Source organism: Streptomyces coffeae, assembly GCF_016741875.1.
GTDB lineage: Bacteria > Actinomycetota > Actinomycetes > Streptomycetales > Streptomycetaceae > Streptomyces > Streptomyces coffeae.
The window spans coordinates 25198-37705 of sequence record NZ_JAERRF010000043.1 but is presented as its reverse complement, the minus strand read 5'-3'; the positions used below and the strand labels follow the sequence as shown (position 1 = coordinate 37705).

At 67.5% G+C, this 12508-nt stretch carries 11 protein-coding genes and 1 pseudogene; 8 read left to right on the top strand and 4 right to left on the bottom strand.

The features are described from left to right. Positions 1-32 precede the first annotated feature (32 nt). Positions 33-155 (bottom strand): annotated as a pseudogene (locus JK363_RS45120) (SCO5717 family growth-regulating ATPase); the annotation flags it as partial. Between the two features lie 574 nt (positions 156-729). On the opposite strand from JK363_RS45120, the gene JK363_RS38245 reads away from it, so the two are divergent. Next, on the top strand, positions 730-2298 hold the full coding sequence (locus tag JK363_RS38245; RefSeq protein WP_307822034.1) for a flagellar basal body-associated FliL family protein: 1569 nt from the start codon (positions 730-732) through the stop codon (positions 2296-2298). Positions 2299-2380: 82 nt separating this feature from the next. Here JK363_RS38245 and JK363_RS38240 read toward each other — a convergent pair whose 3' ends face one another. The 3 genes from JK363_RS38240 to eccE form a co-directional block, all read right to left on the bottom strand. Continuing rightward, positions 2381-2611, bottom strand: coding sequence for a DUF397 domain-containing protein (locus JK363_RS38240; protein ID WP_201882713.1), 231 nt, complete (start codon positions 2609-2611; stop codon positions 2381-2383). Positions 2612-2741: 130 nt separating this feature from the next. Further along, positions 2742-3536: a hypothetical protein gene (locus tag JK363_RS38235; RefSeq protein ID WP_201882712.1), complete on the bottom strand. Its 795-nt coding sequence runs from the start codon at positions 3534-3536 to the stop codon at positions 2742-2744. Then, positions 3536-4882 (bottom strand): type VII secretion protein EccE, encoded by a 1347-nt coding sequence (gene eccE, locus JK363_RS38230; RefSeq protein ID WP_201882711.1) that lies wholly within the window; start codon positions 4880-4882, stop codon positions 3536-3538. Before eccE ends, JK363_RS38235 begins: the two co-directional genes overlap by 1 nt. 182 nt (positions 4883-5064) lie before the next feature. On the opposite strand from eccE, the gene eccB reads away from it, so the two are divergent. The 7 genes from eccB to JK363_RS38195 all read left to right on the top strand — a co-directional run bounded on the left by eccB (position 5065) and on the right by JK363_RS38195 (position 12402). Continuing rightward, positions 5065-6636 carry a type VII secretion protein EccB gene (gene eccB, locus JK363_RS38225; protein WP_201882702.1) on the top strand — a complete coding sequence of 524 codons (1572 nt, stop codon included), beginning with the start codon at positions 5065-5067 and terminating at the stop codon, positions 6634-6636. Positions 6637-6649: 13 nt separating this feature from the next. Then, complete coding sequence (gene mycP, locus JK363_RS38220; RefSeq protein WP_201882699.1) at positions 6650-7930, top strand: type VII secretion-associated serine protease mycosin; 1281 nt, start codon at positions 6650-6652, stop codon at positions 7928-7930. 171 nt (positions 7931-8101) lie between these two features. Beyond that, the gene (locus tag JK363_RS38215; protein WP_201882692.1) at positions 8102-8569 is read left to right on the top strand and encodes a DUF2563 family protein; all 468 of its coding nucleotides are present in this window, start codon (positions 8102-8104) and stop codon (positions 8567-8569) included. Between the two features lie 14 nt (positions 8570-8583). Further along, entirely contained in the window at positions 8584-10215 is a 1632-nt protein-coding gene (locus JK363_RS38210) for a WXG100 family type VII secretion target (protein ID WP_201882691.1), read from the top strand. Positions 10216-10331: 116 nt separating this feature from the next. After that, a complete protein-coding gene (gene mycP, locus JK363_RS38205; RefSeq protein ID WP_236076467.1) occupies positions 10332-11516 on the top strand; it encodes a type VII secretion-associated serine protease mycosin in 1185 nt (394 codons plus the stop codon). 117 nt (positions 11517-11633) lie between these two features. Next, positions 11634-12011 (top strand): WXG100 family type VII secretion target, encoded by a 378-nt coding sequence (locus tag JK363_RS38200; protein ID WP_201882682.1) that lies wholly within the window; start codon positions 11634-11636, stop codon positions 12009-12011. A gap of 79 nt (positions 12012-12090) precedes the next feature. Next, positions 12091-12402, top strand: a complete 312-nt coding sequence (locus tag JK363_RS38195) for a WXG100 family type VII secretion target (RefSeq protein ID WP_201882680.1) — start codon at positions 12091-12093, stop codon at positions 12400-12402. Positions 12403-12508 lie beyond the last annotated feature (106 nt).

Here is a 12508-nt window from a genome sequence, read left to right as displayed (position 1 = left end):
ACGGGCGGGGCCGGTGACGGCGAAGCGTTCTGCGTGTACCAGGCGGGCGGGGTGTAGTCGATGGTGAACTCGCCCGTGTGCTCGGTCTCCGCGTCGGACCGATCATCGCCGGGTGTGGTTCCGCCCGTGCGGATCTCGTCCCGATCGCTGCTCACAATGCCTCCTGGTGTGGTCGAACACCCTTGAAATTCTTGGCGAGGCCGATCTGTTGCCGATCGTTACTGTCGTCCGACCGTTCGGCTTTCCCCTTTGGTGACGCCGGGGATACCTGATCAGGTTCTCCACCGCGTACACCAAGACTAATCACCATGAGCGCCGCTATGGCAGGCCCGTCGGTACTCAAGGTGCCGTCCGGTACCTCACCGTGCCTTACATGGCCGTGTACCCGCTCAACCCCGGGGAGAGCCACGGCCTGACGGTGGTAGAAAGAAATCCGCTCGAATGCCGACGGATCCGCCGAAGAGGGGAGCGCTGATGCCGCGGCCGCCCCAACCGCCCCGCCGACCGCCCGCGGGGGGCTTCGGTCCGCCACCGGAACCCGAGCCTTCCGAGGGCGGCTTCGGCCCTCCGCAGCGGCCACCGGCGCCACCTACCCCGCCTCAGGCGCCGTCGGCCACCCCGGCTTCGGCCGCCCCGCCCTCGTCGGACAGGCACACCCCACCCCAGATCTGGCATACCGGGGCGCTCCCCGCGAGTCAGTCCACACCTCCCATATCCCCGGCGCCCGATGTGCCGCAGCCTCCCGGGCCGCCGACGCCCGCCCCCGGCAATCCGTATGCGGCGGACCCGACCCGGACCGCGAGCGGCGGTCCGCACTCCGCGACGCCGTACGGCATAGCGCCGGCCGATGGCGGTGGCGGCGGCGACGGCGGCGACGGCGGCGGTCGCGACAAGAAGCGGAAGTTTGTCGTCATCGGCACGGCGCTGGCCGTGCTGCTCGCGGCGGGCGGCGCGGTCCTCGCCGTCCTCAGCGATGACGACGGCGAGAAGAAGCCCGCCGCCTCGAGCACCGCCCCGGCCGAACCTCACCGGAAGAAGCCGACGGCCGGGCCCACCGGTGGTGGCGACAGCGACCACAAGGACGACAACGCCCAGGAGAGCGACCCCAACGACGTCCGTCGGCCGGGCGAGGCCAAGGTCCTCTACCAGACACCCGCGCCCGACCTCACCCGGCGCGGTGTCGACGCGCCCGGCTTCTGGGTGCGCAAGGGCCATGTCGTCAAGGCCGTTGACACCAAGGTGACCGCGTACCAGGACAACGGCGAGGAGAAGTGGTCGCTGTCGCTGCCCAAGGCCGTGTGCGCCGCACCGAATTCGGCCACGGACGGCAAGGCTGTGGTCGCCTACGCGGGCCACCGTAAGAACTCGTGCAGTCGGCTCGCCCTGATCGACCTCGACAAGGGCGTCAAGCTCTGGGACCACGAGGCCCCGGAGTCGGGCCCCTTCGGCGGCGACCACTCGAACATGGGCATGGCCCAGAGCGGCAATCTGGTCGGCCTGGCCTGGTTCGGCGGCTCGGCCATGGTCCGGGTCGACAACGGCAAGGAGGTCTCCCCGGGCGAGATGAGCCCCGCCTGCTCGGTGGACGGCTACGCGGGCGGCAAGGTCCTGCTGCGCGCGTACTCCTGTAACGACGGCTCCGCCAAACTCCAGCAGCTCACCCCGGCCGGAAAGATCAAGTGGACCTATGTCGTCCGCAAGGGCTTCAAGGTCAGCAAGATCTTCTCCAGCAGTCCGGCCGTTGTCGCGCTCAGCAATGAGGACCGCAAGTCCGGTGGGATCCTGGCCATTTCGGACCGTGGCAAGGAGCGTTCCTCCCTGGCCCTGGGCAAGCAGTCCTACCAGCCGCAGTGCCGGATGGACCTCTTCGGCACCGACATGGGCGCCTGCCAGGGCGTCGCCGCCACCGCGGACACCTTCTACCTGCCGACCGAGGTGAAACCGGCCGTCGGCTCGGGCCCCAGCAACGAGATCCACGCCTTCGACCTGGACAGCGGGAAGAGGAAGTGGGCTCTGAAGGTGAGCGGCCGGATGCTGCTGCCGCTGAGCATGGACGGCAAGAACCTCATCGTCTACGAGCAGCCCACACTCTCCGGCGGTGGGACGGTCGTGAGCGTCGGCCCCGGTGGTGGCACACCCGAGAAACTGCTGCAACTGCCCCGGGCCACCCGTAAGACGGAGGCCGTCCTCGCCACCGCCACCCGGATCTACCGGAACGGCATCTTCTTCATCGCCTCGGACCGTGTCACGGGGACCACGGGCACCCACGAGAAGATCTTGATCGCTTTCGGGTCCTGAGCGCCCCGGGCGCCGTCGGAGGCACGAGGGGGGCGGGCACCGGCCGGTGTCCGCCCCCTCCGCCGTACGCTCGGCGCAGGTCTCAGCGCAGGTCGAACTCGCCGTCCCGCGCACCCAGGACGAAGGCGCGCCACTCGGCCTCCGTGTAGCGCAGCACCGTCTCGGGATCGGCGGAACTCCTCATCGCCACCGCCCCGTTCGGCAGGTAGGCGATCTCCACCCGGTCCTCGGAGGTGCTGCCAGGCGCGCTGAGCCATTCGACACCGGAGATATCGAGGGCGTACAGCTCGGCCTTTTCTTTGGCGTCAGCCATCGGTGGAGATTCCCTTCACATACCGCGGACATCCGTCCGCCCGACGGGACAAGTGTGATCCACCCCGCGGGCGGCGGCAATCGAACACGGAGAACCACCGGGGAGAAACGCACGGTGAGCCGACGCGGGATCAGTCCATCCGGCGCGGCCCGCCCAGCAGCCCCGTCTCCACATCGGTGGGATGCGTGGCCACGTACAGCCGTGAGCGGCGGTTGCACCACAGCGTGACCCCGTCCGGCAGCGTGGACAGCGACTCGACGTCCGTGGTCGGCAGGCCCATGATCTTTCCGACCTGAGTGGCCTCGTCGGGGGAGACCCGCTGGATGCCGACCAGATCGGCGTTCTCCATCAGCCGCGGCGCGACCGGGCTCAGATAGGGCAGCAGCGTCAGCACCGACTGCCAGGGCGCCGAGGACACCCGGCCGCGCGGCGGCCGCATTCCCGCGTCCCGGATCACCAGCACCGGGCTGCCGATCGACGCGCCCTGCGGCGGCACCCGGCCCACGTCATGGAGGGTGATGCTCTCGTGGCCGCCGTTGGCCGCCTGGGTCAGCGCGGTCCACATCTGACGGCGGCCCGTCTCGACGGTGACGCGCGCGCCGGTGGCCACCGCGCGCAATCCGATGACCTGCGCCGTCCACAATCCGCCGACCAGCAGGATGTTGAACGGCGTGGGACGGTGCAGACCGAGCACCGCGGGCTGGTCCCGGGCGCCGATGCCGATCACCACCCCGTCGTCACCGATCGGCAGCGCCAGCGCTTCGAACTGCTCCGGGGAGAGCTCATGCGGCTGCCGCCGGGGCCCGATCAGCCCGAAGCCACGCCGCATCCTGCGCGGCGCGGGGGCGGCGGCCGGATCGCCCGCTCCGCCGGGGGCGGGAGCGGGGGCCGGGGCTCCGTAGGGGGCGGTCGTCGGCGTGGCCATCAGTGGGTCCCTCCCAGGGGCAGAGTGGCGAGGACTCCGGGCACCTGCTCGCGATCCAGCCGTACGAGCCCGACCCGTACCCCCCGCGCGGTTCGCTGCAACTCTCGCCGGATCTCCACCAGTTCATCGGCGCTGCGGCCGGTGATCCGCACATGCCCGCTCACCGTCGGAGCGTGCCGCCCGCCCTGGGTGCCGCCGCGGCGCAGGGTGAGGCTCAGGGTCGTGGCCAGCGCGGGCAGCGAGGTCAGCAGCGCGGCCAACTGCGGGAGCGGGGCGGCGCTCGGCCCCATCTGCGGCCAGCGGCCCACCCAGTAGGTGGTGTGCCAGCGGTCGTCGCAGCGCCAGGTGCGGGCGGTCTCCACGGTGCGCCGGGACAGGGTGTTGGTCTGCCGGGCCTGGGCGGTCGCCACCGGGTTGACGCTCGCGGCGGTGGAGATGGCCGCGGTCAGCGCCTCCTCCGTCAGCAGCGTCACCCCGAAACCGGCCCCCTGCAACCGGCTCGCGAGCTGATCGGCCGTACGCAGCACACACCGCTGTGCGCCCTCCAGACCGCCACCGCGCGCCTCCACGGCCTCCGGGCACAGCTCCGGATCGAACTTCAGCGCCACCCAGGTCAGCCGGGTCGACGGCGCACCGGTGTTCTCCTGCAACGGCCCGTAGTTGCGCACCGCCACCGCCTGCGCGGGCAGATGGGGCGCGGGCGCGGTCATGGCGTGCTGGACGACCTGCACCGACTCCAGCAGGATCCCGTCCACGTCCAGGGCGTCGCGCAGCACCGCGAGCGGCAGCGGACGCTGGGCGCGCTGCGGGCGCAGCGGCGCGTCCACCGCCTCCACCTGGATGACGGCGGTCAGAAAGGTGCCGTCCCCGGCCATGCCCACCGCGCGGCGCTCACGGTCGGTGTAGGTGTACGTCCGCAGGGCGGGCTCGCATTCGACAACGGGCGTGAAGCCCGGGTCGATGCCCGCGTCGACCGGCTGCGACGCCCGCCGCTGGCGCCCGCGCAGCGCCAGGGCCGTGCCCAGCCACTCCGGGATCGCCTGCTGATGGCGCCTCACCACGGCCAGCAGGATCAGCACCACGGCCATGACCGCCGCCGGGACCAGCATCAGTTCATCGATGGTCCACGCCACCAGCGTGATCGCCGCGGCCACCTCGATGAGCACGAGCTGTTGCAGCCGCAGCGGGCCCAGACTGCCGGGCCGGGGCAGCGGGCGCGGGGTCACCGAACTCGGCGCGGCCCCCGCGGCCGGGGGAGCCGGAGCGGGGGCCGGCGCACCGGGTCCGCTCGGTGTGCGTCGGCCGGACGCGCTCCTCGCGGTACGTGTGCGCGTTGCGGCAGCCATCCCCGTCAGCCCCTTACAGTCCGAAACCCGCCCCAACGGCTCGGTCGTTGGTCTTCCCCACCAGTGTCCCCGAGCACCATGAGTCAATTGACTACCGGCATAGTAGAGGGTCGGTACGAGACCGGGTCCGAGGGCAGGCCACCTGACTACCGAGGCCGAAAAGCGGGGAGAAGCGGCTAAACATGGCATCACGGCGGGATGAACTCAACGCCTATATCTTTGCGAAGAAGCGGACAGTCGCCGCGTTCTTGCAACCCACACCGAGCGGCACCGAGGAGGGCGCTCCGCGTCCGCTGCGCGCGGTGCTCCCCGGGGTGGTGGTCGGGGCCCTGATCCTCGCGGGATTCGGCGCCTGGGGCATGTTCAAGCCGGTGGCACCCAAGGGCTGGGACGACGTCGCCTCGCACGTTGTCGTCGGCAGCGACTCGACCACCCGCTACGTCGTGCTCAAGACCGACGGGAAGGTCCAGCTCCACCCGGTCCTCAACTTCGCCTCCGCCAAACTGCTGCTCGACCCCGATAAGTCGAGCATCGTCAAGGTGAAGGAATCGGAACTCGACAACGGGCATATCCCGCGCGGCCCGACGATCGGCATTCCCTACGCCCCGGACCGGTTGCCCTCCGCCGAGGAGGCGAAGAAGCAGATGGAGTGGGCGGTCTGCGAACAGCCGGGCGGAAACGGGAAAACCACGCAGAAGGCGGTCTTCCTCTTCTCCGACCGCGACCCGAAGCTGAAGAAGCTGCATGGCTCGCAGGCGCTGCACAGCGGTCAGGCCCTCTATGTGGAGGACAAGCAGGGTGCACGCTATGTCGTCGACCCGAAGGGCACCAAGTACCTCATCGGTGGCCCCGACCTGAAGAAGACCTCCCCGTCGACCTACAGCCTCCTGCTGCGCACCGTCTTCCGTGACGGCGCGAAGCCGCAGCGGGTGACGAACGACTGGCTGGCCACCTTCCGGGACGGCAAGCCCATCACCTTCCCGGACATCCCCGGCACTGTCGGTGCCGACGCCGGAGTGCCCAGCCTTGGGGAGAAGGCCAACCGGGTCGGCATGGTCCTCGAGACCTCGACGGGCAACGCAAAGCAGCACTATGTGGTGCTCAAGGGCAAGGTGGAACGCATCTCGCAGTTCGTCGCCAAACTGCTGCTCGCCAGCGAGGATTTGGACGACCTGGGGCAGAAGAACCGTCCGGAGCAGGTGCGCCCCTCCTCCTTCGTCTCGGACGAGGAGGAGTTCTACGGCGATGACTACAACTGGCCCGACGAAATCCCCGCCCAGGCCAATTCCGTCGACCCGGAACTGGGCAGCAGCGCGCGCGACACCAGTTGCAGCGTTCTGCGCGGAGTCAGCGGGAAGGGCGACCCCAAGACGGCCACGTGGGCCGGCCGCGATTTCCCGGCCACCATTCCGGACGGTGCCACCAGCGCCTATGTCACCCCCGGCTCCGGCGTTCTCTTCCGCCAGGTCCAGGGCCACCAGGTCAAGAACGGTTCGGTCTTCCTGGTGACCGACACAGGTCTGCGCTACGCCGTCCAGTCCAACAACGACAGCGATGCCCGCAAGTCGAAGATCGGCGCTGAACCGGACGACAAGTCCACAGCCAACGCGGCCCAGCAGAACCCTGAGGAGGCCAAGCAGCGGCTCGGCTACAAGGAGGTGAACCCGGTGCCGGTACCCGACACCTGGTCCGAGTTCCTCCCCCGTGGGCCGCGGCTGGACAAGAACAGCGCCCGGCAGCCGCAGGGGTCCTGAGGCCATGAGGACCATGAGGAATCCCCAGCGCGGGTCGCGCATCACCCGATCCCTGGCCCTGTCGGCCGCGGCCTCCCTTACGGCACTCTCCGCCGCGAGCGGGCCCCTTTCGCCGTCCCCGGTCGCGGTCATGACCCTGGCCGGCAACGGCCAGTGCACCTATCCCGCCAAGCCCATCAAGGGCACCCCCTGGTCGCTCCAGCGGGTTGTGCTCGACCAACTGTGGCAGGACACCAAGGGCAAGGAGAAGAACGGCCGTCCGGTGAAGGTCGCCGTCATCGACACGGGCGTGGACAACACCAACGACCAGCTGAAGGACGCCGTCGACACCAAACTCGGCGCAGACGTCCCGGACACGAACAAGAAAAAGAAAGACCGGATCCAGAAGGGGAAAAAGGGCAACGGCACCGACGACCTGGTCGGCCACGGCACCAAGGTCGCGGGCATCATCGCCGCCCGTCCTCACCCCGACAGCGGTTTCGTCGGTATCGCCCCCGAGGCGAGGATCATTCCGATTCGCCAGAACGACGAAAAGGGATCCGGTACGACCGACAGCATGGCCACCTCCATCGACAAAGCGGTCCATGCGGGCGCCCGCGTCATCAATATCTCCCAGGACACCGTCAAACCACTCCGGGCCAACAACAAGCTTCAGCAGGCCGTCCGGAACGCGCTGAAGGCCAATGTCGTCGTGGTCGCCTCCGCCGGTAACGACGGCGTCGACGGAAAGCTCCGGGAGACCTATCCCGCGGCCTACGACGGCGTGCTCGCCGTGGGCGCCTCGGACCGCAACAACGAACGAGCGGCTTTCTCGCAGTCCGGTGACTTCGTCGATGTGGCCGCCCCGGGCGTCGAAATGGTCTCCACCGTCCCCAAGGGCGGCCAATGCGTCGACAACGGCACCAGCTTCTCTGCCCCTTACGTCGCGGGCGTTGCCGCACTGATCCGGGCAAAGCACCCCGACTGGGAGCAGAACCAAGTCGTCGCCCAGATCGAGCAGACCGCCGAACGCTCCATCAACGGCCATGATTCACGGGTCGGTTGGGGTGTGGTCGACCCGGTCCGCGCCCTTACCGACGACGGTGAGGCCATCGACCACGTCACCCTCGACAAGGACTCCGCCGCTGACGTCGACTCCCCGGACGCGGCTCCGTTGACGGTCGGTGAGACCCCCCAGGAACGCAGGGAACGCCTGGCCACGTATGCCCTCGGCGGCGCCGTGGTCCTCGTCACCGTCACCGCGGGGCTCGCGACCGTGCTCAACGAGCGGAGGCGTCGCCGGGCGGCGAAATAGGTATGCGTACTCAGGTCAGAGTGTGGTGTGCTCGGTAACGTGCACCGGGGCGGGGGGCTGTTACGGAACTGTCGAGTGAACTGCACTACTTGGGAGTTGGGGTGTCCACGCCGAGTGGCTAGAGTGGTGTAGGACATCGTCGGTGTCATACGGGGCACGGGGAGGAACGGCGTGGGTCAGAAGGATGACCACGGGGCTGGGTCTGAGTCTCAGCCGCTATTCGGCAAGAATCTGGCCAAGCAATCGAACACCCTTGAGGAGTTCAAGAAGCGCCTCGACGAGGTGCTGATCGCTCTGGACGAGTCTCCCGCCGGGAATAGGCAACTTTCCGAACAGTCCATCTCCAGGGATGCCTACGGCGGCACGACTTCGACGAAGTTCGAGTCGGCCGACGCCTTGGCCGAGCTGTACAAGACGATCCACGTCAAGCTGGAGACCTTCTCCAAGGCCTTCGGTGACCAGATCGAGGCGTTCGGGCTGTTGGGGATCGTGGCGGAGAAGAACCTCGACGGCTTGGACGCAGAACAGGCCCGTCGGTTGGACGAGATCCGGAAGCGGGTTGAGGAGCAGCACGGCCACCCCAAGACCCAGAAGCCCGGCGGAAATGACAGTGACCAAGCCGGAGGCGACCCGTCGTGAGGGGGAAGAAGTAGATGGCTCCAGGCAAATTCGATCATCTTAAACTCCCAGTGCTGTTGGCCATGCTTGCCGGCGCGGATCCTGCCAAGCTGGTGAACGTAGGGGCGGCGCTGTCCAAGGCTGCCACTCCCCTCCATGACCTTGCGGACGAACTGGTGGCTCACACCAAACGACCGCAGTGGGAAGGCGAGGGCGCGGATGCCTTCCGTGGGTACAGTGAGAAGCTGGTCAAGCAGACCCGAGTCATGGCCGACTACACCTTTCAGGTCGGTCTGCAGATGTGGTTTGCCGGCCAGGGGCTGTACGGGGCCTACTCGGGGATGCCCCGCCGGGAGGAGTGCTCTCCCGATGACTGGAAGCCCAAGTTGTCGAAGGAGGACGAGGAAAAGCGCCAACAAGCTCTTCAGATGATGGACTTGGTGGATTCGTTCTACGAGGTCAGCCATGGCATCCTCAAAGACCTGAAGGAGCCGAACTTTCCGCAGCTGCCGCGCGAAGATAGCTTCGCCGATTATGGCAAGGATCAGACCTCCTACGGTGGTGGAGGAAACACCTACGCCGCCGCTGCGGGTGGAGGCGGGGCGACCGCTTCCCCGAAGTCCTTCGCCGTTGCTCCCCACGCAACTGACGGTGGGAGCGACGCATCTGACGGTGGGAGCGCCACGCCGATCAGCCACCCGGGTGTCGGTACTGATGGAGGAGTCGGCTCGGGCGTCGGTGCGACCGCTCCTCCGGCGACGGGCACGAACATCGACTCCACTGCACCGCCCATCGATCCCGTCGACCGACCGACCTTGCCCACGGCACCGCCCGTCGGGCCGGAGCAGCGCACCACCGGCCCGGGCCCGGGCCCGTTCCCCGTCCCTGGCCCCGTGGTGCCGGGGACCACTCGCGTCATTCCCCCGGGGACGTCCCGCATGCCCAACGTTCCCCCGACTCTGCGTGGAGGGCCCCCGCCTGGCCCCGTGGGGCGGCCTATCGGAACGCCCCCGGGACCGACGACGGGTCGGCCGCTGATCCCGCCGCGTACCGGCCCCCAGGACGGCATCACCAGTCTGTCCCGTCCGCCGCGCGGCCCCGTTCCCCGGCTTCCGCAGACCACCGTGGTTGGTGAAGAGCGCCCCCTCATGGGTCGAAACCTGATGGGCGGGGGATACCACCCGCCACACACCAACCCGACCACCCCGGGCCCCAACGGCTCCGGCCGACGACTGGCCTCCGAGCGCGGTGGCATGGTCGACCGCCCGAACGGGAAGGGGCCGGCGAACGGTCAGCGCTTGCCACGGACCACGGTTGTAGGCGAGGAGCGCGGAATACCGGTGCGTGGCCCCATGGGGACGGGATCGCATCCGATCACCGGGGGTCCGGACGGTCCCGGGGGCACAGGTGCCCGACGGGTCTCTTCGGAACCGGGTGGGGTGACCGGCAGCCCACGCGCAACAGGTAAGGGGCGGTCCGAGTTCACTCCCGGGGGAGCGGGCCTGGTACGCAATGCCCAGACCCCGGGAATGATTCCACCCCGCAGCGAAGCCACTCGCCCCGGTGACCGGCAGGACCAGAACGGAACCACGCCCGACTACCTTCAAGAAGATGACGAGACCTGGACCGGAGGGCGGCGCGACACCGTCCCGCCGGTCATCGACTGACGCGTCAGCCGCAGGTGCAAGGCCGAGGAGAGCACTCACCCATGCCATTTTGGAACTATGGAGCGCGCCAGCGTTCCTTGTCGGCTCTCGCGCTGTTGGGGGCCAGCCTTATGGCGATGAGCGGTCTTGCACCGGTGGCAGTCGCGGAGGACATCAGGTCTCGGCAGTGGTACCTGGAGGACATGCAGGCCGAGCAGATGTGGAAGGTGAGCAAGGGGAAGGGGGTCACGGTTGCTGTCATCGACTCCGGAGTTAACGCTTCCCTCCCCGAACTGCATGGTCAGTTGCTGAAGGGAACAGACGCCTCTCGCAAAGGCACGAATCCGCATCAGGACCCCGACGGTCACGGGTCGAACATGGCGGGAATCATCGCTGGGACAGGGGCTGGGGGTGGCATCCAAGGCTTGGCGCCGGAAGCCAAGATTCTACCGATTAAGGGGAAGTTGTTCGACCAGCCAGCTGAATCTGCTGGATCAGTCATGGCGAAGGCAATTCGCTATGCTGTCGATCACGGGGCGCGGGTTCTTAATATCTCCCTGGGAGTCCCGGGGGAGCGTGCCTACTTCACCAAGACCCAGGCTGCCGTGAACTATGCGCTCAAGAAGGGGAGTCTTGTCTTTGCGAGTGTTGGGAATGACCGGGATACAAACAATCTTCCTTCCTATCCCGCATCGCTGTCCGGCGTTGTGGGTGTAGGTGCAATCGATCGTCACGGTAAGGCTACCGAGTTCTCGACCACAGGTGACTCCGTGGGACTAGTAGCCATGGGCGAGGAGATCCCTGAGCACTGCCTAGAGTCCGAGGGCGTTTGCAAGGGGCGAGGAACCAGCCAAGCCACCGCCGTCGCCTCCGCCTCCGCCGCTCTCATCTGGGCCAAGCACCCCAACTGGACCAACAACCAGGTGCTCCGGGTCATGATGCAGACCGCGGCGAAGCCCGTGTCCGGCGACATTCCGAGTGATTACATCGGATACGGCTCCGTTCGTCCCCGTAAGGTCCTTCTGGACGGCGAGGGAGACCCGGGCTCCGCCACCACAAATCCGTTGCTCGCTCGCGAGGGCGCGACGAAACCAAATCCCTCCTCTTCTGCGTCTAACTCTCCGGATGCTGGATCACAACCTGAGTCTTCCGGCTCGGACTCGGGCAAGAAGCAAGCCCAGAAGCCCGATAAGGAGACCAAGGCAAGCAACGGCGACGACGGTGGCAACACCACGCTGTGGATCGCTTTGGGGGCCGGAGCCGCCGTTGTGGTCGGCGGTGCGGTCGCCTTCGCCGTAATGAGGCGCCGTAGTGCACTATGACGGTGTGGGCGAAAGGTGAGGGGTTGCCAGTTCGGCCTACGGTAGGTAGGAATTCAGTGGTGAGTTGAAGCAAAACCCCATCCCAACTCACCAACACTTCATGGGGGAAGGTGGAACATGTCGGGCACTCAGAGGATAAGCGACGCAGCTTTCAAGAAGTTCGAAGCCGACCTCGGTCTTGTCAGCGAAGGCCTCTCCACGAACCTGCGTAACCTGATCAACGCCGTCGCCACAGTCGAGGCGGCTTGGACGGGTCAGGCTGGCATGAAATTCAAGGAGAAGCAGACCGCTCTGAACGAGGACCACGAGGCATTGCGTCAGCTGATCGTCCAGATTCACGAGGCGGTGGAGCTCACCCACCGGTCCAGCGGCGCGAACGACGGTGAGATCGCCGCCGAGCTGAACAAGATCGACTTCAATGGCGCCAAGCCGGGTGGCGGCCTCGGGAGCGGTGCGGACGGGCTGGCTCCTCACAGCAAGGTCGACGGGTTCTGATCCGGCCGGGCGCGACACGGGCGCCCGGCACGGACGAGGTTTCGACATGATCAAGACTTCACCAGGAATGGGGGCATAAATGTCCGGCGACCCTATGGACATCAAGGTCACATACGCTTCACTCGAGGACACCGCTGGTGACATCGAGCGAGGCGCGGCGGCGGTGCGCAAGCAGATTGAGGACATCGTGGCCGCGGTCAAGAAGGTGACCGCCGGCTGGGAGGGCGAGGCCCACCAGATGATGTTGGCGGCCGAGAAGCAGTTCAACGTTCGAGCCAACCACATCGAGACCACGCTGAAGGACGTCGCGCACAAGGTCCGCAAGGGCAAGATGGACTACCACTCCACGGACAAGAGGAACGCGAACCTCTTCAAAGACATCTCGTTCTGAACGATGGCGCCACCCGCGAATGGGGTGGACGACCGGTCACGGTCGTCCACCCCATTCGCCTTTCGTGCCCTGTGGGGTGCCCGTTCCGGTCACCCCACTCCCACAC